The organism is Streptomyces sp. NPDC051563 (assembly GCF_044454225.1).
Taxonomy (GTDB): domain Bacteria; phylum Actinomycetota; class Actinomycetes; order Streptomycetales; family Streptomycetaceae; genus Streptomyces.
Window position 1 is genome coordinate 21,038 of sequence record NZ_JBITDL010000031.1, and the last position, 21,733, is coordinate 42,770.

Here is a 21,733-nt window from a genome sequence, read left to right on the forward strand (position 1 = left end):
TAGACAGGCCCATCGCTCGCCGAAATCCGTTCAGCTCTGCCATCCTCCGATCCTGGAAGGGTGAGCTGATGACATCTTATTTCGCGAGCGTTCGCTCGCCGCATATCACGCCGATATTGCTGTTCGTCAATACGTGCGGCAATTTCCTGGTCCTCGTGGCCCTGTCCACGCACGTGGGGTCGACCACCGGCTCGGGGCTGCTCGCGGGAGCCGTGCTCAGCGCGCCGTGGTTGCCCGCGCTGCTGCTGGCCGCTCCGCTCAACCGGCTGCTCAGCAAGCGTGCCCCGGAAGCCCTCGTCCGGCTGGCCGAGGCGGCGGGCCTGCTGGTGACCGCGGCCGCGCTCCTGGCACCGGACCGGGCGCTCCTGGTGGTGGCCGCCTCCGTCGTGGTCGTCCGCGGGTTCTTCGAAGCGGTCACCCGCTCGGCCACCTCGGTCCTCCTGCGCAACGTGATCCCGTCGCAGCGGCTCGACCACGCCAACACCGTAGCGGAGATCTGCAAGTTGACCGGGGTCAGCGTCGGGGCGGCGCTGGCGGGCCCGGCCTCTTCGGTCCTGTCGCTGCGGGGTCTGATCGCGGTGAACGCGGCCACGCTGGCGCTCTCGGCGATCCTCGCCTGGGCCCTGCCGTCGTCCCCCGCCGGAGCCGTGGCCGCCGCCGGGGACGGCGCGGCCGCCAAGACCGGCGCGAGCCTGCGCGTCCAGGACCCCGTGCTGCGCCGGCTCTTCGGCCGCTTCCTCCTGGTGGCGTTCTGGCAGGGCTTCCACACGGTGGCCGTCACCGTGATCCCGCTCAGCCTGCTGGGCGGCGGAACCCGGCTGGTGGGCGTGTTCGTCGCGGTGTCGGCGGTCGCCGTCTTCGCCGGCTCGCTCGCCGCCCTGCCGGTCCAGCGGTACCTCTCACACGTGCCCTCGACCACCTGGGTGCTGCTGCCCATGGCGCCCCTGCTGGCGGCGGTGGCGATCGGCCGGACGGTGCCGACGATCGCGCTGTACGCCCTGTTCCTGGTGCTCTTCGAGGTGGCGTTCGTCCATCACAACAACCGGCTGCTGGCCTCGGCATCCGACGAGGAACTCCCGTCGGTGGTGACGCTGCGGGCCACGCTGCTGCCCTCGGGCGTGGCGGTGTCCATCCTCGTCATGGGCGCGCTGTGCGACCTCGCCGGTCCGCTGCCCGCGGCCTTCGTGGTCGCCGGCATCACGGTCCTGGTCACCGCCTCGACCGGGGACACCCGGCGGGCCTGGCGGGCGAAGGCCGGCAAGCAGGCCGAGCAGGAGGAGCAGGAGGAGCAGGCCGAGCCGGACGAGCAGGCCGACGCGCACCGGCCGGTGTCCGCGACGCACTGAGGAAACGCAGCGGGCCCCGCACGGGAAACCGTGCGGGGCCCGCTCGACGGAGGGTCAGGCGGTCGGCGGCACCGGATCAGCGGCCGCCTGGCAGGTGGCGTCGATGCCCCACCACGAGGTGGGACGGGTGCCGTCCCGGAAGTAGTCACTGGCGTAGGCGTTGAGGCAGGCGTTGTTGTTGGCCGTCAGCGTCGAGCCGAGGTTGTGGCCGCCCAGCTCCACGACGAGACGGGAGTTGGGGAACCGCAGGCGCATGTCGAGGGCGCCGAACATCCCGTGCGAGGGGTCGTACTGCGGCTGCACCAGCAGGATGTTGACGCTGCTGCTGCCGACCTGCGCCGGGGCCTGCGACTGCACCGGCCAGAAGGCGCACGGCGCGCTGTACCAGGCGTTGTTCCAGGTCAGGAGCTTGTTCCCGGCGGCGTACTGGCCGGCCAGAGTGGCGCTCCAGACGTTCCAGTTCTTCGGCCACGGGCCTTCGGAGCAGTTGACCGCGCTGGTCATCGCGACGCGGTTCTGCTGCGGGAAGCCCGGGGTCGGGGAGTCGGCGCGCAGCGCCGTCGCATCACCGCGGACCACGAAGTCGGAGAGGATCTTCGCGCGGCTCACCCACGTCCAGCTGCGGTAGACGACCTGCTCGAAGACGTTCGTCCACTCGCCCGGTCCGATCTTGCCGTCGACGGGCGTCGCACGGAGGGTGTCCAGGGCCTCGTTGTACTTCTCCTCGACCGCTTCCGCGGTCGTACCCAGGTGGTAGACGGAATCGTACTTGGCGACCCAGGCGAAGAAGAGCCCGCCGCTGTGCTCGGCCGTGAAGTTCTTGGCCATCTGGTTCTGGTAGCCGACGCCGCTGGGGCTGGGCACGCTGTCGAGCACCATGCGCTTCACACGGGTCGGGTAGGCCGACGCGTAGACCGAGCCGAGGTAGGCGCCCCAGTCGATGCCGTAGTAGCTGATCTGCTCCTGGCCCAGCGCGATCCGTATCTGGTCGAGGTCGCGCGCGGAGTCCTTGGTGGTGAAGTGCTTGAGCGTGTCGCCGTACTTGTCGCCGCAGCTCTTCGCGTACGCCTGGGCACGGGCCACCGATGCCTGCTCGTCCGCAGCCGTCTTCGGCACGGGGTCGGGCAGCAGCGGGTTGATGTACGACGTGTCGCACACGATCGAGGGCTCGCTGGCCCCGACACCGCGCGGGTCCATGCCGATCCAGTCGTAGGCGGGGCCGACGTCCTTCGCCAGCCCGCTCGTGCCCTTGGCGTACCGGGTCGGCATGTCGCGGCTGATCGGACCGGGCCACTGGCCGCGGTGCAGCAGCACGACGCCCTTGTACTGGTCCTCGGCGACGGTGTGCTTGGCGCGGGTCAGCGCCAGTTTGATCTTCTGGCCGCCGGGCTGGGCGTAGTCCAGCGGGACCTCCACCGTGCCGCACTCCAGGCCCTTGAGCAGTGCGCCGAGGTTCGGGTCGGGGTCGGGACACGGCGACCAGGCGATCGTTGCGACGGCCGGCGCGGCAGCCTCCTCGGCCACCGCCACGGGAGCGACGGCCTGAACCGACAGGCCTGTCACGATCACCGCAGTGACCAGTGCGAGCTTTTTCATGAATACCCCTTCTGAATGCACGGCGCTCACAGCGTGGCAACGGGGTCTTTGAATCGGCTCGAAATCGGCTGGAGCCAGCAGGAAACACCGGCCTTCGTTCCGAAAATTTGCCCATAATTCAGGCATACACCCCAGCCCCTCAGGAATGATCATGGCCGAATCTGCCATCCAGGGCTGATGCAGCGCCGATCCCGGGAAACGGAAATCCTGAGAGGCTGGAATCTTGGGAAATTCGGCTACGGCCTATTCACGCGCGCGCGGCGGCCCGCACGAGTGCGTGATGGAGTCGTTGGTCGGGTGTGAATCCCGCTTCCCATTGCACGCCCACGACGAAGGGGCGATCCGCGACTTCGATGGCCTCGACGGTGCCGTCCTCGGCCCAGCCGGTGGCGGTGAGGCCGGCGCCGAGCCGGTTGACGGCCTGGTGGTGGTGGCAGGCCGCCACCGGCGCGTCCTCGTCGAGGACGCCGGCGATCCGGCTGCCCGGCTCCAGCTTCAACGGGTTCGGGCCGAGGGTGAAGGACGGCGTGTTCGGGCAGTGGCCGTCGTGGCCCGTGACCTCGGGCAGGTGCTGGTGCAGCGTGCCTCCGTGCAGCACGTTGAGCAACTGCATGCCGCGGCAGACGGCCAGTACGGGGAGCTCGGCGTCAAGTGCCGCCCGGATCAGGGCCAGCTCGGCGCGGTCGGCGTCCGGGGTCATCGCCCGGGTGCCGGGGTGCGGGTCCTCGCCGTACAGCGCCGGGTCCACATCGGGGCCGCCCGGGATCAGCAGGCCGTCGATCCGGTCCGCCATGGCCTCGACGCCGGGCAGCAGCGGAAGCAGCAGGGGCGTGCAGCCCGCGGCGGCCAGGAAGCCCAGATGTGCCTGGAGCGCGAAGCTGACGACCATGTCGTCGCCCTGGAAGGTGACCGGCGCGGTCCGCGCACAGATCCCGATCACCGGCCGCCCCGTGCTCGCCGAACCATTCACGAATGATTTCATAACCACCTTCACGGGTTTCCGGGTTCAACTGCGGAAATGAGGCAGATGGGACGACCGCTTCCGCGGAGGGTCGCCACGGCAATAAAATAGCCGTCCGCGTAAAGCGGCGGCCATCGTTCACAGCCCGGCAGGACGGCGGCTACTGAACGGAATCACTCTCCTGATACCACGGACGGGGACCCCTTCGTCCCCCGCATTTCGGCCGGATCGGCGGGCACCCGCTGTCCTGCTTTTCCACGAGAAGTCGATCTCCCCTCGACTGCGGCTAGAGCCCCTCCTGCGACGCTCGTCGGCAGCGGCAGCAGAGAGGAAGTCAAGGAATGGCTCAGAGCAGCGCGCAAGCCATCTTGATCACGAACGCGTTCGGCTCCTCCGTCAGAACGGAGAGCGCCGACGAAGCGGCCCGCAGCGAATTCGACCCGAAGAACCTCGAGCGGCTCCCCGCCCGCGACGTCCTCGTCAGCTCCCTGTCGGCGGGCGTACCCCTGCGCCGGAGCGGCACCGACGCCGCGCACGTCCGGCTTCTGGCCGAGGCGGCCGGCTCGGCGGAACTGCCGCCCGTCCTGGTCCAGATCGACGGCTACCGCATCATCGACGGCCTGCACCGGATGGAAGTGGCCAGGCTGCGCGGCGACAGCAGCATCAAGGCGCGCTTCGTCGACTGCTCGAACTCCGAGGCGCTCGTCATCGCCATGCAGGCGAACGGCTCGCACGGACTGCCCCTGTCGAAGGCGGACCGCGTGTCCGGAGCCCGGCGCGTCCTGGGTTCCCACCCGGACTGGTCCGACCGGGCAGTCGCCCGCATCACCGGGCTGAGCGCGAAGACGATCGCGTCGCTGCGCGAGACGCCGGGTGAGGGAACACCGCTCGACGGCAAGCGCATCGGCCGGGACGGCAGGCGGCGTCCGGTGGGCCCGGGCGAGGGCCGGCGGCGGGCCGCCGAGTACATCGCCGCGCACCCGCACGCCCCGCTCCGTCAGGTCGCCCGGGAGACCGACGTGTCGCTCGGCACGGTCCACGACGTGAGCGCCCGGCTGCGGCGCGGGGAAAGCCCCGAGCGCAGCGGCTGCCGGACACCCGACGCGGCGCCGCAGCCCCTGCGGTCCGTTCCCTCCGCCCGCTCCGTCCCACCCGTGAGGTCCGTACCGGCGGCCGGGGAACCGTCGCGGCCCGCCTCCGCGGATCCCGGCGGCGCGGCCCCGGTGCCCCTGCGGGTGGCACCGGGCACCAGCGGCGCGCCTCAGCGCAGGAACCGTACCGACGAGATTCCGGCCTGGGCGGCGGTGGCGGCGAAGATGGCCACCGATCCCACCATCCGTTACACCGCGGGCGGCCGGGAGTTCCTGCGCTGGATGCAGCTGCACGCCGCCGAGCCGGACGACGGCTGGCGGGAGCTGATCGACGCGGTACCGGCCCACTGGCTCGGAGTCATCGCCCCGATCGCCGAGCGCATCGGCAGGGAATGGAGCCTGCTCGCCGAGGGGCTGAAGACCAAGCAGGACATGATGCCCTGAACTGCGGGCACGCCCGTCACGGCACCGGCGCCGCGGACACCAGCCGCAGGCGCCCCGCGGCCTGGAAGCGGCCGTCGGCGCCCTGGAGCGGGGTGGTGGACGGACACCCGGGGGGCGGCACGAAGACGGCCGGGGGCACGAGCTCGGGCAGCGCCAGCAGGACCGGCGCGTCCGTCGGCCGGCCCGGGCGCAGCCGCACCGCCGCGCTCGTGACGCCGTCTGCGGTCACCGTCACGGGAAGCATGCCGCGCCCCCCGACGAGCGATGTCCGCAGGGCCGCACCGTCGGGGCCGGGGCCGTCGGCGACCGCCACCGCGAGCAGGTGCCAGCTCCCCTCGGGGACGTCCGTCAGGGAGTAGCAGGACGGCCGGCCGCTCGGTACGTCGAAGACGGCCGCGGCGACGCACGGGTGCTGGACGACGGGCGTGGCGAAGGCGCCCAGGAACACGCGTGCGTTCCCGTGTCCCCCGGGCAGGCCGACGGTTCCGCCGACCGTGCCCCGGCCCGGCCACGGGCCGGGCTCCGTCACCGGCAGGCCGGCTCCTCCCTCGCGCGCGAGCCGGCGGAACCGGCTGGGGGACACTCCGACGCTGGCCGTGAAGTAGTTCGTGAACGAGCCGACACTGTTGTATCCGACCGCGTAGGACACCTCGGTGATGCTCGTCGAGGTCTGCTCGATCAGCCGTTTGGCCTCGTGGATGCGGACCGCGGCCAGGAACCTGCCCGGGGTGAGCCCGGTCTCCTCTTTGAACAGCCGCGTGAAATAGAACCGGCTGAGCAGGGCGCTTTCCGCGATCCGTGCAAGGGCCAGAGGCTCACCGTAGTGCTCCCGGATGAACCCGATGGCCCTTTCTACTGCCGTATCCATACGCACCTCACCGCGTGTAGGCCGGTCAGCAGCCTGACGCGTGCACATCGCGCTCAGCTCGAGTGCCGCTAGCGATCCGGAGCCGCCGGTTCCAGGAACCCGTCCGGTGCGGTCGCCTCCCGATCGCCTCCCCGGCGCCGGGCGGCGCGGCCGCCCGGCCGGACGTAGCGCTCCAGCAGGCCCCGACCAGGGTTCAGGAGTCGGTCCAGAGGAACCCCGGATGCTCGGAGCGTCCGTTCGAACCTTCGTCGACACGACGTCTAAGGGGTCCATGCCCGTGGAAAACAACGCTTCGTCAGATGTGCGGCCCGGGCGTGACCTGCGGATCGTCACGCGCAGCCGCGCCGACAACTGGACCAAGCCCCCGCGGCGCATCGAGACGTCCGAGTGCATCACCTGCGACACCTGCCTGCGCAGCTGTCCCGAAGAGTTCGGCGCGATCTTCGACCGCGGGCTCGACGTCGTGATCATCCCTGAGCTGTGCTCGGGCTGCCCCCGTTGCGTCCTGGAGTGCCCGGTCGACTGCATCTACGTCGACGAGGACTGGACGCCCACCGACGACGCGATGTGGAGCCACATCGCACTCACCGGGGAAGGTGCCGCATGACAGCGCCCGTAGACCGCGAGGGCTCCCGCAGAGCCGCCAACGCCCGCAAGCGCCAGAGCCGTCGGCCCAGCCGCCTGGGCCTGGCGGCCGGCGCCACGCCCAAGCCGGACCGGGTGCGCGAGGAGGACGCCGGGTTCCCCGGGCTGCTGGCCCGGGTGTGGCACAAGGCCTCGGCCGCCCCCGGCATGCGCGCGGCCCTGGACATCCTGCTCACGCTCGACGGACACGTGCCCGCGGAGGTCCAGGCGGGCGGCTTGCGCACCGCGGACGCCGCCGCGCTGAAGGTCGTCGCCGGCCTGTCCGCGGACACCCGGCGATCCGCCGGGGCGGTCGCCGGCTCCACCGGGCCGGAACACGCCGAGCCCACCGTGTTCCTCGGGGAACTCGGTCTGACCACCGGCGGCCGGGTCGTCGTCCGCGTCCCCTCCCAGCAGCCGCTCGCCAAGCAGCACACGCTGGTCGCCGGCGTGCTGCGGGTTCCGTGGACCCAGCGGCACCTGGACGAGTACCGGCGCGAGGTGACGACGGCTCGGGAGCGGTTCGACCGCTACACGGCCGACAGCCGCCGCTGGCTGGAGGAGCAGGGCAGCGAGGGGCGCGAGGCGCTGCTGGCGCAGCTGACCGAGGGCGCTCAGCGCACCGCCCCGTTCATGCTCTACATCGAGGACAAGCAGTACACGAACTTCCGCGACACCAACACGGTCGTGGGCAAGACGCTGTGGCCGGGCCACCCGGACTGCGTGTTCGCCAGCCTGTCCGGCCTGCCGCTGGACCTGTGGTCGGACCACGACGCCCTGCTGGTCGTGGGCATCAGCCTGCTCATCCGCTCGGCCGGGTACGGCCGCATCGAAGAGGCCAACGGCTCGCAGCTCACCCCGGACAACGTGAGCCGGCTGCTGGAGCACACCCGCCGCAACTACAACGCGGCCCTGGGCGGGGAGCGGATCCCCGCGGCCGGTCCCGACGCCGGCATCGACGCGCTGATGGCCCTGGCCGCGGCGCTCGGCGCGCACCGCCCCGAGGTGACCCGCACCGCCCAGCTGTACCGCGAGATCCACGGCGCCCTGATCCACAAGGTGGAGAAGGTCGCGGCCCCGTACGGCGAGGTCGCCGCGGACCGGGACCGGCAGGTCACCGACCACCTGCGCGCCACCCTGCCCGTGGCCGGCGACCGGCTGGCCGAGCTGCGGCTCGACGACGGCACCGAGCCGGCCTGGCTGGCCCGGCCGTACGGCGGGTTCGGCACCGGGCTGGAGGCGGTCGTGTACGAGGCGGTCGCCGCCACCACCGCCGCGTTCGAGGCCGACTTCTCGATGAGCCGGGGCATCCGGTCGCTGCCGGAGCTGGTCCGCGCGCTGCGCGCGGAGGCCTGGGACGAGATCAGCTCCTGGGGCATCACGGACTTCTTCTGCTGCGTGGTTCCCGCGCAGGAGGCCCGGCGGCACTACGGCGACTCGCTCGCCACGCTCGCCGACACCGCCTGGGCGATGTCCTCCCGCATGCAGTACAACTCCTGGCACTTCATCGCGGGCAACCTGCCGCGGACCCAGAAGGTCCTGGAGCGGGACCACTTCGTGCCGCCCACCATCCCCGACATCGCCCACTTCTCCGACCAGCACCACCACGGGCACGTCAACAACATGGTGCGCTTCACCATCCGCAGCCCCCAGCCGGTCGAGGTGTGCGGCCGGCCCTTCAACGGGTTCATGGACCTGCGCATCGTCCGCGCCGACGGCGAGCCGTACACCGAGCAGGAGATGCTCGCGGCGCACCAGGTGGCGGCCTTCATCGCCCGGATGACGCAGCAGGCGGCCGTACTCGCCGAGCAGGGGGAGCAGGCCGCGGTGACGGCCTTCGACTCGGCCTGGCACTGGACGTCCGTCACCGGCACCCCGGCCGAGGCGGTGGCCGTCCCGGAGCCGGTCCGGCCCCGGGTCGCCTAGGCGCGCCCGCGGGCCGCCTGCGTCCCCGGTGCATCCCCGGGGCGTCCCCGGGTGCCGACGGGCCGGCCCCCGACAACCCGCTCCGCCTCCTGACGCCCCCTGTCGGCCTTCCCGAAAGGACGCTCCCCGTCATGTATTCCAGGTCATGGTCGGCCCCCGCCGTCGAGGGCAGCGTCGGGAGCCACGCGTTCGTCGCGGCACACGGGCTGTGGGACGACGCCCGGCTGGCGGCCGCCGAGCGCATCGAGGCGGGGCTGGACGGAATCGACCTCGTCCGTCTGGTGTGGGGCGACCCGCACGGCCTGGTGCGCTCCAAGACCCTGACCGCCCGCACCTTCCGCGGGGTGCTGCGCAACGGCATGAACTACAGCCCCGGCCCGTTCCTGAAGGACACCGCCTGCACCACCGCGGTGGACTACCGGGGCGAACACGGCACCGGCGTCGACGAGATCGCCGGCCTGGGCAACTTCGTGCTGGTGCCGGACCCGCTGACCTTCCTGGTGCTGCCCGGCGAGGGGCCGCGCACGGCCTGGGTGATCGGCGACGAGTACCTGCGCGACGGCCGCCCCCACCCGCTGTCCTCGCGGCACGTGCTGCACCGGGTACTGGAGCGGTACGCCGGCCGCGGACTGACGCCCGTGCTCGGCCTGGAGGTCGAGTGGTACCTGGCGCGCCGCCTGGACGAGGAGCCGGGCAACGAGGGCAACGGCTTCGGCCTGCAGGGCCCGGCCCCGAGGGTGGCCGCGATGAACGCGGGCTACCAGTTCAACCTGGACGCCGCCTACGACACGGTCGCCCCGGTCACCGACCCGCTGGCGCTCGCGCTGCTCGGTCTGGGGCTGCCGGTGCGGTCGATGGAGCACGAGATGGGCCCCGGGCAGGTGGAGACCACGTTCGACCCCATGTCGGCGCTGGACACGGCGGACGCGATGCTGTTCTTCCGGGTCTTCACCAAGCGCTGGTGCGCGGCCCGGGGCCTGCACGCCTCGTTCATGTCGCAGCCGGCGATCGCCGGGGCGGACCCGAGCGGCTGGCACCTGAACCAGTCCGTCCTGGAGACCGCCACCGGCCGCAACGTGTTCAGCGCCGAGGGGCTCTCGGTGGGGCTCTCCCCCACGAGCAAGGCGTACGCCCAGGGCCTGCAGGACTGGCTGCGCGACCTGTTCCTGCTGTCGGTGCCCACGGTCAACGGCTACCAGCGCCTGGGCACGCAGCACGCCCTGTCCCCGACCCGGGTGGGCCTGAGCCTGGAGTCGCGCACGGCCATGCTGCGCGTGGTCGGTGCGGGGGCGGGGGCGCACATCGAGAACCGCATCGGCGAGCCGAGCGCGAACCCGTACCTGAACATCGCCGCCCAGCTGTTCGCCGGCCTTGAGGGCCTGGAGGCCTTCGACGGGCCCGCCGGGGGCGCCGCCGACGGGCCCCGCGAGGGCTCGGACACCGTCCCGCAGTCCCTGCGCGAGGCCCTGGAGGCCTTCCGCGCGGGGCGTGCGGCCCGGCTGCTCGGTGACCCGCTGACCGCCGTCCTCGCCAAGCTGAAGGAGAGCGAGGTGCGCCGCTACGAGGCCTGGGCGCTGGGTGCGTCCCCGGTGCCGGGCCAGGTCACCGAGTGGGAGCAGCGCGAGTACTTCGCGGCCTTCTGACCCCGGGCGGCGCTGCCCCGTCACGACGACCGCGTCCGCGCCGCCGTCCGCCGGGCACCCGTCCCCCACCGGCCGGCCCGCCCGTGTCCCACCGTTCCCCACCCCGACGAAGGCCCCTGATGATCCCTCGTTTCACGCTCCCCGAGATGGCCGCGCTCCTCTCGGACGAGTTCCGCTACGAAACCTACGTACGCGTGGAGATCCTCGCCACCGAGGCACAGGTCAAGCTGGGCCGCGTGCCCGCCGAAGTGCTCGACGACATGCGCCGGGCGTCCGTCCCGACGCCGGAGAAGGTCATCGAGATCCAGCGGCAGCGCGACCACGAGGTGCTCTCCTTCCTGGCCGCCTACTGCGAGGACATGCCCGAGTCCTCGGCCCGCTGGGTGCACGTCGGCATGACCAGCTACGACCTGGTGGACACCGCCCTCGGACACATCCTGGCCCGGGCCTCGGACGTGCTGATCGGCGCCGTGAAGCGGCTTCGCAAGGTCCTCACCGACCGGGCCGCCGAGCACTGGGACACCCCGACCGTGGGCCGCACCCACGGCATCCACGCCGAGCCCACCACCTTCGGACACAAGCTCGCCGGCTTCGCCTTCGCCATCGACCGTTCGCTGGCCCGCCTGGAGGCCGCCCGGGAGGCCGTCGCCGTGGGCACCGTCTCGGGCTCCGTCGGCACGTACGCGCTCATCGACCCGGCCGTCGAGCTCCACGTCTGCCAGGAGCTGGGCCTGGGCATCGAGCCCTGCCCGAGCCAGGTCGTCGCCCGCGACCGGCACGCCCAGCTCATCCAGGCCGTCGCCCTGCTCGGCGCCTGCGTCGAGCAGATCGCCCTGGAGTTCCGGCTGCTCCAGCGCACCGAGGTCCGCGAGGTCGAGGAGCGCCGCAGCTCCGCCTACCAGGGTTCGAGCGCCATGCCCCACAAGGCCAACCCTTCGGGAAGCGAGATGCTGGTGGGCCTGGCCCGGCTGCTGCGCGGGTACGCCACGACGGTCCTGGAAGACGTCGCGCTGTGGCACGAGCGGGACATCGCCCACCAGGCGGTGGAGAAGGTCGTGCTGCCCGACGCGCTGACCGTCGCCCACTTCCAGGTCACCAAGGCCGCGGACATGGTCGAGAACCTGCGCGTGGACACGGCGCGGATGCGGTCCGCCATCGACCACACCGGCGGCCTCGTATGGAGCTCCTCCGTGCTGGTGGAGCTTCTGGAGCGGGGCGTGGAACGGGAGGAGGCCTACCGCGCCGTCCAGGCAGCGGCCCGGCGCACCGCCGAGCAGGGCGAGAACTTCGCCGACGCGCTGCGCGCGGAAGGCATCGAGACGGCTCCCCGCAGCCCCGAGGACTTCCTCGTCAACCACCACGTCGTCCACGACCGGCTGGAGGAGCTGCGCGAGCAGGCGGGCTGAGCAGCCCGGCGACCGCACTCCCCCCGCCTCCCCATCCCACACCATCACCGGAGTCAGAACATGAACTGGGCCGAAAACGCCGCCACCCGCCTGGAGAACGACCACGTCCTGTTGACCCCGCTCTGCGAGGCCGACCGCGAGGGCATCCGCGCCGTGGCCATGGACCCCGACATCTGGCGCTACTTCACGGTCGTCGTCGGCGACGAGGCCGACTTCGAGACGTTCTTCGCCTCGAACCTCGCCGAGCACGCCGCCGGCCGCCGCGCCGTCTACGTGATCAGGGACAAGCAGAGCGGCCGGGTCGCGGGCAGCATGAGCCTGCTGAGCTTCGCCGAGAAGGACCGCCGGCTGGAGATCGGGGCCTCCTGGCTGGGCCACGACTTCCGCGGCCGGGGCATCAACCACTGGGCGAAGCAGCTGCTGCTCCAGCACTCCTTCGAGACGCTGGAGGCGGAGCGGGTGGAGTTCAAGACGGACGAGCTCAACGTCCAGGCCCGCCGGGGCCTGCGCAACATCGGCGCCACCGAGGAGGGCACGCTGCGCTCCTTCAACTACATGCCGGGTGGACGCCGCCGCGACGCGGTCTTCTACAGCATCCTGCGCGGCGAGTGGCCGCAGGTGCGGGACGCCCTCTCCCAGGGCCCGAAGAAGGCGGCTGCCGCCGCATGAGCGTCGCGTACGTCCAGGCCGTCGGCACCCCCTTCGAACTGGGCCGCGCCCACGGGGAGGCGCTCGCCGGCCCGCTGCGCGCCTTCCTCGGCGACGGCCTGGCACGGCTCGACCACCTGGCCGACGGGCCGCTGACGCTCACGGGGCTGCGGCCGTCGATCTCCGCCTACCGGTCGGAGATCGCGGCGGCGGTCCCGGACCTGGCCGCCGAGGTGGAGGGGCTGGCGGCGGGGGCCGGGATCTCCGAGGACGAGGCGTGGCTGCTGCAGTTGCGCCGCGAGGTGATGGGCTACACCGGCATGCCGAGCGCCGGGGACTGCACGGGGTACGCGCGCACCTGGCCGTCGGGCCGACCGGTACTGGCGCAGACGGTGGACCTCAACGCGTACGTCGACAGCCACATCGCCGTGCTGTCGCTGGCCCGGACGGGCGGGTCCCGGCGGGTGACGGTGCTCAGCTTCGCGGGCATGCTCGGCTACCTGGGCATGAACAGCGACGGGCTGGCCATCGGGGTGAACCTGACGACCGACGGCCGGTGGCGGCCGGGCCTCACCCCCTACCTGGCCATCCGTCACCTGCTGGACGGTGCCGGAAGCGTGGACGAGGCCCTGGAGGTGCTGGCCGGTCTCACCCTGTCCAGCTCGCGGAACCTGATGCTGTGCGACCGGCGGCGCGCGGTGTACGCGGAGGTGTGCGGGACCGAGGTCCGGGTGACCGAGCCCGCCTCGCGGGAGGCCGTGCACACCAACCACTTCCTGCACGCGGACTTCGCCCCGCTCGACCGGCAGTCGGCGCCCGACCGAGTCAACTCCGATGCGCGGCTGGAGTCCGTGGCGAAGGGACTGACCCGCATCGGCCCGGTGGCCGAGGTGGAGAGGCACTTCTCGGTGCTGTCCCGGCCGCCGGTGTGCATCGCCGACCACGGGATCTACAGCCTGGAGAGGACGGTGGCCTCCGTGGTCATGCTGCCCGGGGTGGGTGAGATGCACCTGCGGGCCGGCGACCCGAACCACGCCACCACCGAGGTGTTCTCGGTGAAGGGGGATCCGGCGGCGCGAGGACCGGCGGGCGGCCGGGCGGACCCTGCACCGGCGCTGCAGCGGAATTCGACCGCCCACCCCTAGCATCGGCGCGGGAGTCGGCCGACCCGGTCGGTCCCGCCACGACCCCCGGGGGCGGCATGAGTCAGGTTCAGGCGCAGGGACTGCCGGAGCACCAGACGTCCGCTCCGCACCCCGAGCACGAGGGGGCGCGGGCCCGCGCGCTGGTGCGGGAGACGCGGCCGCCGCGCCCCGTAACCCCTGCCGCGTGGCCCCCTGCCCAGCGGGGCCCCCTCCAGGGCGTGCCCGGATCGGGCGCCCCCGGTCAGGTGTCGCCCCGCGACGGGCTGGGCGGGGCCGCCCCCCGGCAGGCGCCCTCGGTCCTCGGGCGGCGCATCCTGGTCGTGGGCGCCGACACCGGGGACGGGCTGTCGCACCAGCTGCGCCGGCACGGCCACACCTGTGCCAGGGCGGCCCTCGGCGGCGCGGCCCTGCAGACCTACGGCAGCGCCGACCTCGTCCTGCTCGACCTCGAACTGCCGGACCTGGACGGGCTGGAGGTGTGCCGGGCGATCCGCTCGGTCAGCCGGGTGCCGCTCATCATCGTCACCTCCCGCGAGTCCGAGATCGACTGCGTGCTCGGACTCCAGGCGGGCGCGGACGACTACGTCACCAGACCTTTCGGGATCCGCGAGCTGATGGCCCGGATCGAGGCCGTCATGCGCCGCACGCAGTGGCAGCCGGCGGCCGACGCGGGCCCGGCCCAGGAGATCCGGCACGGCCGGCTGCGCATCGAGGTCGGCTCCCGTGAGGTGACCGTCGACGGCGTGCCGGTCGTGCTCACGCGCAAGGAGTTCGACCTGCTGTGCCTGCTGGCGCAGCATCCCAACACGGTCGTCCCGCGCAGGCATCTGCTCCAGCAGGTGTGGGGCGACTCCTGGTCGCGCCGGACCGTGGACACCCACGTCAGCAGTGTCCGCGGCAAGCTGGGCGACCCCGGCTGGATCCTCACCGTCCGCGGCGTCGGCTTCCGCCTCGGCTCCGTCTGACGCCGCGGCACCCTCGGACGCCGCGGCACCTTCGGACGCCGGGATGCGTCCGGCGCCGGGATGCGTCCGGCGCCGGGGTCCGTCCGGCGCCGCGCCCGTCCTCAGAACACGCAGGCGGTACGGGCCGCCCTCTCATGCCCCGGCGGCGAGGCCGCCGGTGCCCGCTCGACCGGTGCCCGCTCGACCCGTGCCCGCTCGACCGGTGCCCGGTCGGCCAGTGCCCGGTCGGCCAGTGCCCGGTCGACCAGAGGCCCGGCCGCACCGGTGTAACCGGCCGGGTCGAGCAGCACGGTCAGCTCCGCGTGCGTGAACACCCCCCGTAGGGCATCCGATTCCGCCAGTACGTCGGCCAGCGGGCGGCCCGTTTCGGCCGACCGCAGCGATGCCCGCGTGAGCAGTTCCTTCGCGGCCGCCTTGCCCAGCCTCGGGGCGAGCACGGCACAGACCCTCTCCGAGACGAGCTGCCCGCCGGTGGCCTTCAGGTTGACCGCCATCCGCTCGGTGTGGACGGTGAGCCCGCGGACCAGCTCCACGGCGGTGTGCGCGGCCCCGCCGGTCAGTCGCAGCGCCTCGCGCAGCGGCTGCCACTCGGCGTGCCAGACCCCCGCCGACCGCTCGTCCTCGTGCGGCAGGCACTGGGCGAGGACGGCGGCCAGCGCCGGGACCTGGAGGGCGGCGGAGCGGATCAGCGTCGAGAGCACCGGGTTGCGCTTGTGCGGCATCGCCGAGGAGGCGCCCCGCCCGGCCGGCGCCGGCTCGGCCACCTCACCGATCTCGGTGCGGGCCAGCACCAGCACGTCGGCGGCGATCTTCCCCAGTGCCCCGGTGGTGTGCGCGAGGGCCGCGCCCAGGTCGGCGACCGGGGTGCGCAGCGCATGCCAGGGGAGCACCGGTGCGGCCAGCCCGGTCTCGTCCGCGAAGGCGGCGACCAGCTCGTCCAGGACGGCCGCCGGGTCGGCGCCGTCGCCCGCGTACTGGAGGTAGCCGGCCAGCGTGCCGGCCGCGCCGCCCAGGGAGACGGGCAGGCCGCCCCCGGCCAGCCGCTCCAGCCGCTCGGCGGATTCCAGGACCAGCTGGCGCCAGCCCGCCGCCTTCAGCCCGAAGGTGGTGGGGACGGCGTGCAGCGCGAGGGTGCGCCCCGCCATCACCGTTCCCCGGTGGTCGCCGGCCAGGGCGGCGAGGGCTTCGGCCACCGCCCTGAGGTCCGCGACGATCAGCCGCAGGGCACGGGTCGCCACCAGCATCGCTCCGGTGTCGAAGACGTCCTGGCTGGTGGAGCCGCGGTGCACGTACTCGGCGGCCTCCGGCGAGCGGGCCGCGACCCGGGCGGTGAGCGCCGCGACCAGGGCCACCACCGGATTGGCCGTCTCCCGCGAGGCCAGTGCCAGCTCCCTGGTGTCGAAGTTCGAGGCCCGTGCGGCAGCGGTGATCACGGCGGCCGCCGCGGGCGGGACCGTGCCGCACCGCGCCTGGGCGCGGGCCAGCGCGGCCTCGGCGTCGAGCATCGCCTGGACCCAGGCGTCGTCGGCGACGGCGGCCTCGACGGGGGTGCCGGCCCTGACCGGGGACAGCAGTCCCGTGTCCGGCCCGACCTGGTGGGCGGCGGTCCGGCTCACGCGACCGCCCCCGCACCCGCGTTGCCGGACAGCGCCGGCCCGGCCGCGACCGCGGGCGCCTCCGGCAGCCGCAGCGCGGGGCGCGGCTCCGGCAGTGCCAGCACCGCCGCCGCGATGGCGTCGGAGTCCTCCAGGGTGACCGAGCCCACGCCCGGGCGGATGCCGGCCGCGGTCACCCAGTGCACGGACTCGGTGGGCACTCCGTACGCGAACCGCCTGAGGTGGGGCACCCCCTGCCCGTGGAGCAGGTGGTACGGGCGCTGCGACACGGCCAGGCCGCCGGTCTCGTAGAACGAGCCGTCCGCGCCCGCGATGCGGTGGGTCCGGGCCTGACCGGTGCTCAGCAGCCGGTACATGAGCGGGTCGGTGGTGCGCCGCACGTCGATCTCCGGCAGCCGGGCCTCGATCAGCACCGTGGCCCGCACCCGCAGGTCGGGCATGTCGGCGGAGGTTCCGGCGAAGGCCGGGCCCGCAGGGTCGAGGGGGTCGGTGACCACCCGCAGCCCCGGACCGGTCACGTCGAGGACGCCCGCGTCGATCAGGGCGGCCATCTCCTCGATGCGGGAGGCCGGCGGACCGATCGACAGGAAGGCGTTGAGCGGCGTGTACCAGCGGTCCAGCTCGTCGCGGTGCGAGTCGGCGTCGAGGCCGCCGTGGTCGATCGCCAGGCGCAGTTCGTTGCGGAGGTCCCGCAGCAGGTCGAGGGCGGCCTTGAAGGGGCCGCTGACGTTGCCCTCCCGGGCCCGGCGCACGTCCTCGTCGAGGTAGTCGCGCAGCCAGCGGCGGAAGGAGGGCAGGTCCCGGAAGACCTGCTCGCCGTACGGCCGGGCGACGGTGTCCCAGTCCCAGAGTTCGTCGTCGCCGATGCCGGCGGCGGTGAGCAGCGCGTGCTCGGCGTCGTCGGCCGCCCGCAGGAACGCCTCCGCGAAGGCGGCCACCGCGGCCGGCTCCGTGCGCCGCGCGAGCAGCGTCTCGTAGTAGACGGTGCGCACTTCCTTGGAGATCAGCGGCCACAGTTCGGTGCCGAAGCGGATCGGTTCCCCGCCCGGTACCCGGGCGCGCAGCGCCGCCACGAAATCGGTGGTCAGCAGGCGCGGTTGGCAGCGGCCGTGCGCGCCCTTCTCGTTCTCGCCGCGCGCCTGGTAGGGCACGCCGCGGCGGGAGCCGGCGTACAGCCGCGGCTCGCGGCCCGAGGGGCGGTACACGAGGCGGCCGCCGACGCGCTCGAACAGCCCGCCCCGGGCGTGCGTGAACAGCGCCATGTAGTCGAAGAAGTTCAGGCCCAGGCCGCGCAGCAGGACCGTCTCGCCGGGGGCGATGGCGGACAGGTCGACGTCCGCCGGGTTGCTCGGTGCGATGTAGGTCAGCCCGTGCCGGGCGGCGTATTCGGCGAACTCCCGCTCCCTGTCGGTGGGCCGCACCTGTACGTGGCCCTGCGCGAGCACCACGGCGCCCAGGCCCGTCAGCCGGGTGCCGTCCTCCAGGAGCACGGTCTGCGCCCCGCCGGGGCCGGCGCCGGGCTCGGCGTCCTCCAGGGCCACGGCGCGCGAGGCGTGCACCCGGATGGTGGTGTGCGCGGCCGCGCTCGCGGTCACGCGGCCGAACACCCAGTGCAGGTACTGGCCGTACAGGGCACGGGTGGGGTACGTGTCCGGCCCCAGGTCCCGGGCCTCGGCGAGGGTCTCGTCGTCGTACGGCGCGCCCGCTCCGGGCGTCAGCGCGCTCGGGCCCAGGGCCTTGGCCCACTGGTACAGGCTCGGGCCCTCCTCCAGCGGCCCCTCGATGGCCACACTGGCGTCGGTGTAGACCGTGACCTGACAGGCGACGGTGTTCATCAGGAGGTGCCGGGACTGGGAGGACCGCCAGACCCGGCCGGAGCCCGGTGGGTCGGGTTCCACGATGTGCACGGTCAGATGGTCCCAGCGGGGGGACTTCCGCTCCTGCGCACAGAGTCGTTCCAGTACGGACAGACCGCGGGGTCCGGCGCCCACAAGGCACACTTCCATACGTCCGCTACTCACGAGGCACTCCGCTCAGGAGACGGGGGACGGCTGGACCGCGGCGCCGCAGCGTCGGCCCCGCCGGTGTGCCGGCCCGGCCTGCTCCCCGGGGGTCAGGGTGGTGTCCGCCAACGGTCCGTCCCGCCGCTCAACCAGGGCTCGGATACGAGTGGAAGAGCGGTCCTGGACCGGTTTCGGACGCGCTCCGGGCCCGTCGGGAACGCGTACGGGCGCACCGTGACGTGCGAGAGCACCCCTCGCGCGGGGCGGGGGTGCTCTCGGTCCGGATCCGGCGGACGCCGGGACCCCGCACGCCGCGGACGCGGCGGCGGGGGAACTCCTCAGGCGGCGCCGAACCAGCGCTCCAGCGCCTCCTGGAGGTCCGCCTCGTCGGGGGCGGCCCAGGCGATGTGGCCGTCGGGGCGCACCAGCAGCGCATGCGGGGCGTCCGGGGCGGACCCCTCTCCCTCGGCCCAGTCACCGGTGACCGTGTCCACCCGGTCGCTCCAGCGCCCGGCGGTCGCGCGAAGCGCGTCGGAGCCGGCCGCCGCGGGGGTCACGAACAGCACGCCGCGGGCCGGCTTGAGCAGGTCCCGCACGGTGGCGGGGCTGCCGTCGGTGAGCTTGAGCGGGGTGTCGGGGCGCAGCCGCAGGCCGAGCCGCGGATGGCTGCCGGAGCCCATGTCGTAGCGCACGTCGAGGCCGGAGACCTGGCCGGCCAGGTGGCGGGCCACCGCGACGTCCTGGACGAGTTCCTGCATGACCGCGCGCAGCGGCTCCATCTCCTCGCCGGAGAGGTAGAGCTTGGTCTGGGCGCGGGTGTTGCGCATGAGCAGTTCCCCGACGGGGTGCCGCTCGGACTGGAAGGTGTCGAGCAGGCCTTCGGGCGCCCAGCCCTTGATGGTGGCCGCGAGCTTCCAGCCGAGGTTGGCCGCGTCCTGCACGCCGACGCTCATGCCCTGCGCTCCGGCCGGCATGTGGATGTGGGTGGCGTCGCCGGCCAGGAGGATCCGGCCCTTGCGGTACTGGGCGGCCTGGCGGGTGGTGTCGGTGAAGGAGCTGACCCAGCGGACCTCGGCGTCGTGCAGGTGCTCGCCGGTCATGTCCTGCCAGGCGTCCGCGATGGTCTCGAACGTGAGGCCGCTCTTGTCCTCCGGCGGGCGCAGCGACTCGTTGTGGATGACGATCCGGTGGACGCCGTTCTCCAGGTTGAAGGCCATGACCATGCCGCCGGGCACGCGCTCGCCGATGGGGCGCTGGCGTACGTCCGCCCCGACGATGTCGGCCATGTACATCCCGCGGGTGGGCTCCCAGCCGGGGAACTCGATGCCGGCGAGCCGGCGGACGATGCTGCGTGCCCCGTCGCAGCCGACCAGGTACTGGGCGGTCTCCTCGCCGCGGCCGGCCGGGCCCTCGTACTCGACGACGACGCCGTCCCCGGTCTCCCGGAAGCCGAGCACCTCGTGTTCGCGGCGGATCTCGACGCCCAGTTCCGTCAGCCAGCCTTCGAGTATCTCCTCGGTGCGGAACTGCGGGATGCCGCGGACGCTGAAGTGGTTGTCGTCCAGCTTGGAGAAGTCGATGTGGACCCCGCCGAAGTGGCCCTGGGCCCATTCGACGTCGCCGAAGCGCTCCAGCAGGCCGCGCTGGTCGAAGACCTCGGCCGCGCGGCGGGTGAAGCCCACGCCGCGGGACTCGCCGCTGGGCGCGGGGAGCTTCTCGAAGACGACGACGTCCACGCCGCCCAGTTTCAGTTCACCGGCGAGCGTCAGCCCGACCGGCCCGGCGCCGACGATGATCGCGCCCTTTGCCATGTCCTACTCCTCAAACGTCGAAGCTGCCGCGCATGGGGCAGCGCAAGGGTGTCGAACGACGGGCCGTCAGACGGCCGCGGGCGCCCCGAACCAGCGGGTGAGGGCGGCTTCGAGGTCGCCGCCCGCCGGCGCCGCCCAGGCGATGTAGCCGTCGGGGCGGACCAGCACGGCCTGCGGGGCGTCGTGGTGGCCGGCCTCCTGGTCGGCCCAGGCGCCGGTGACGACGTCCACGCGGTCGGCCCAGCGGGCGGCGAGCTCGGCCGGGCCGCCGTCCCCGTCCGTGACGATGAGCACGCCGCGGCCCGCGTGCAGGAGTTCGGCGACCTTCGTGCGGCTGCCGTCGGTGCGCTCGACGGCTCGGTGCGGGGCCAGGCGCAGTCCCAGGGAGGGGTGTCCCCCGGCGCCCACGTCGTACTTGATGTGCAGGCCGGAGACACGGCCCGCGAGCCGCCGGGCGGCCTCGGGCAGGGTCACGAGTTCGCGTACGACGGTGCGCAGCGGCTCCATCTCCTCACCGGCGAGGTACAGCAGCGACATGGAGTGCACGTCGCGCATCAGCTCCTCGCCGATCGGGTGGCGCTCGGCGTGGTAGGTGTCGAGCAGGGACTCGGGGGCCCGCTCCGCGAGGACGGCGGCGAGCTTCCATCCGAGGTTGACGGCGTCCTGGAGGCCGACGCTGACGCCCTGGGCGCCGAGCGGGGCGTGGTCGTGGGCGGAGTCGCCGGCGAGGAAGACGCGGCCCTTGCGGTACTGGGCGGCCAGGCCGGTGGCGTTGGTCAGGGCGCACATCCAGGAGGCGGAGGCGCCGTGGATGTCCTCGCCGGTCAGGCGCTGCCAGGCCTCGGCGAGCTCCGAGAACTCCAGTTCGCCCTCGCCGTGGTGCGGGCGGACGCCGGCCTCGTGGATGACGATGCGGTCGACACCCGGTTCCAGGGTGACGGACAGGACCATGCCGCCGCCCTCGATGCGCTCGCCGATGGGCCGCATGCGCACGTCCGCGCCGACGACGTCGGCCAGGTACATGCCGCGGGTGGCCTCGTCGCCGGGGAAGTCGATGCCGGCCAGGGTGCGCACGGTGGACTTGCCGCCGTCGCAGCCGACGACGTACGTGCCGGTGGTCTCGGTGTACCCGTCGGGGCCCTGGAAGCCGAGGACCACGCCGTCCTCGGTCTCGGTCAGGGCGGTCAGCTCGTAGCCGCGGCGCACCTCGACGCCCAGATCGGCGACCCAGCTGCCGAGCGCGTCCTCGGTGACGGACTGGGCCAGGCCCATGACGCCGAAGTGGCTCTCGTCCAGGAGGGAGAAGTCGATGCGGATGCCGCCGTAGTGGCCCTGCTTGCCCCAGCGGATGTCGCCGAGCCGGTCGAGCAGGCCGCGCTGGTCGAGGACCTCCGCGGTACGGCTGGTGAATCCGAGGCCGCGCGACTCGCCGCTGGGGGCGGGCAGCTTGTCGTAGACGACGACGTCCGCGCCGCCGAGCCGCAGCTCACCCGCGAGCATCAGACCGACCGGCCCAGCGCCCACGATGATCGCGCTCTTTGCCATTTTCGATTCCTCCATACAGACGGTTGATCAACAGAGAAGACCAGGGGGGTCGCAGGGCGGTGCAGCGGGACCGCAGGATCGCTCAAGCGATCCTT

General features: G+C 73.1%; 16 protein-coding genes. 9 read left to right on the forward strand and 7 right to left on the reverse strand.

The window, feature by feature from the left end; translation table 11 throughout:
* The first annotated feature begins 116 nt into the window (after positions 1-116).
* Positions 117-1,346: an MFS transporter gene (locus tag ACIA8F_RS30605; RefSeq protein ID WP_399383613.1), complete on the forward strand. Its 1,230-nt coding sequence runs from the start codon at positions 117-119 to the stop codon at positions 1,344-1,346.
* A 54-nt stretch (positions 1,347-1,400) separates the two neighbouring features.
* Here the strand turns inward: ACIA8F_RS30605 and ACIA8F_RS30610 are convergent, their stop codons facing one another.
* The gene (locus tag ACIA8F_RS30610) at positions 1,401-2,942 is read right to left on the reverse strand and encodes an alpha/beta fold hydrolase (protein WP_399383615.1); all 1,542 of its coding nucleotides are present in this window, start codon (positions 2,940-2,942) and stop codon (positions 1,401-1,403) included.
* Between the two features lie 247 nt (positions 2,943-3,189).
* A complete protein-coding gene (locus tag ACIA8F_RS30615; protein WP_399383616.1) occupies positions 3,190-3,912 on the reverse strand; it encodes a gamma-glutamyl-gamma-aminobutyrate hydrolase family protein in 723 nt (240 codons plus the stop codon).
* Positions 3,913-4,244: 332 nt separating this feature from the next.
* On the opposite strand from ACIA8F_RS30615, the gene ACIA8F_RS30620 reads away from it, so the two are divergent.
* The gene (locus ACIA8F_RS30620; RefSeq protein WP_399383617.1) at positions 4,245-5,438 is read left to right on the forward strand and encodes a nuclease; all 1,194 of its coding nucleotides are present in this window, start codon (positions 4,245-4,247) and stop codon (positions 5,436-5,438) included.
* A gap of 16 nt (positions 5,439-5,454) precedes the next feature.
* Here ACIA8F_RS30620 and ACIA8F_RS30625 read toward each other — a convergent pair whose 3' ends face one another.
* Positions 5,455-6,306 carry a helix-turn-helix domain-containing protein gene (locus ACIA8F_RS30625; RefSeq protein ID WP_399383619.1) on the reverse strand — a complete coding sequence of 284 codons (852 nt, stop codon included), beginning with the start codon at positions 6,304-6,306 and terminating at the stop codon, positions 5,455-5,457.
* 277 nt (positions 6,307-6,583) lie between these two features.
* Between ACIA8F_RS30625 and ACIA8F_RS30630 the strand changes: the two genes are divergently transcribed.
* The 7 genes from ACIA8F_RS30630 (at position 6,584) to ACIA8F_RS30660 (ending at position 14,663) form a co-directional block, all read left to right on the forward strand.
* Positions 6,584-6,913 carry a 4Fe-4S dicluster-binding protein gene (locus tag ACIA8F_RS30630; RefSeq protein ID WP_399383621.1) on the forward strand — a complete coding sequence of 110 codons (330 nt, stop codon included), beginning with the start codon at positions 6,584-6,586 and terminating at the stop codon, positions 6,911-6,913.
* Entirely contained in the window at positions 6,910-8,856 is a 1,947-nt protein-coding gene (locus ACIA8F_RS30635) for a hypothetical protein (protein ID WP_399383622.1), read from the forward strand. Before ACIA8F_RS30630 ends, ACIA8F_RS30635 begins: the two co-directional genes overlap by 4 nt.
* Positions 8,857-8,987: 131 nt before the next feature.
* Complete coding sequence (locus tag ACIA8F_RS30640; protein ID WP_399383623.1) at positions 8,988-10,499, forward strand: glutamine synthetase; 1,512 nt, start codon at positions 8,988-8,990, stop codon at positions 10,497-10,499.
* Between the two features lie 119 nt (positions 10,500-10,618).
* A complete protein-coding gene (purB, locus tag ACIA8F_RS30645; RefSeq protein ID WP_399383625.1) occupies positions 10,619-11,905 on the forward strand; it encodes an adenylosuccinate lyase in 1,287 nt (428 codons plus the stop codon).
* 60 nt (positions 11,906-11,965) lie between these two features.
* The gene (locus ACIA8F_RS30650; protein ID WP_399383626.1) at positions 11,966-12,574 is read left to right on the forward strand and encodes a GNAT family N-acetyltransferase; all 609 of its coding nucleotides are present in this window, start codon (positions 11,966-11,968) and stop codon (positions 12,572-12,574) included.
* Positions 12,571-13,698, forward strand: a complete 1,128-nt coding sequence (locus tag ACIA8F_RS30655; protein WP_399383628.1) for a C45 family autoproteolytic acyltransferase/hydolase — start codon at positions 12,571-12,573, stop codon at positions 13,696-13,698. The genes ACIA8F_RS30650 and ACIA8F_RS30655 overlap by 4 nt, the downstream gene beginning before the upstream one ends.
* A gap of 56 nt (positions 13,699-13,754) precedes the next feature.
* A complete protein-coding gene (locus ACIA8F_RS30660) occupies positions 13,755-14,663 on the forward strand; it encodes a response regulator transcription factor (protein ID WP_399383630.1) in 909 nt (302 codons plus the stop codon).
* 101 nt (positions 14,664-14,764) lie between these two features.
* On the opposite strand, the gene pcaB is transcribed toward ACIA8F_RS30660, so the two are convergent.
* The 4 genes from pcaB to ACIA8F_RS30680 all read right to left on the reverse strand — a co-directional run bounded on the left by pcaB (position 14,765) and on the right by ACIA8F_RS30680 (position 21,638).
* A complete protein-coding gene (gene pcaB / locus ACIA8F_RS30665) occupies positions 14,765-16,279 on the reverse strand; it encodes a 3-carboxy-cis,cis-muconate cycloisomerase (RefSeq protein ID WP_399383632.1) in 1,515 nt (504 codons plus the stop codon).
* Entirely contained in the window at positions 16,276-18,300 is a 2,025-nt protein-coding gene (locus tag ACIA8F_RS30670) for an FAD/NAD(P)-binding protein (protein WP_399383633.1), read from the reverse strand. The genes pcaB and ACIA8F_RS30670 overlap by 4 nt, the downstream gene beginning before the upstream one ends.
* Before the next feature lie 320 nt (positions 18,301-18,620).
* Positions 18,621-20,093, reverse strand: a complete 1,473-nt coding sequence (locus ACIA8F_RS30675) for an FAD-dependent monooxygenase (RefSeq protein ID WP_399383634.1) — start codon at positions 20,091-20,093, stop codon at positions 18,621-18,623.
* Between the two features lie 66 nt (positions 20,094-20,159).
* A complete protein-coding gene (locus ACIA8F_RS30680) occupies positions 20,160-21,638 on the reverse strand; it encodes an FAD-dependent monooxygenase (RefSeq protein ID WP_399383635.1) in 1,479 nt (492 codons plus the stop codon).
* Between the last annotated feature and the right edge of the window lie 95 nt (positions 21,639-21,733).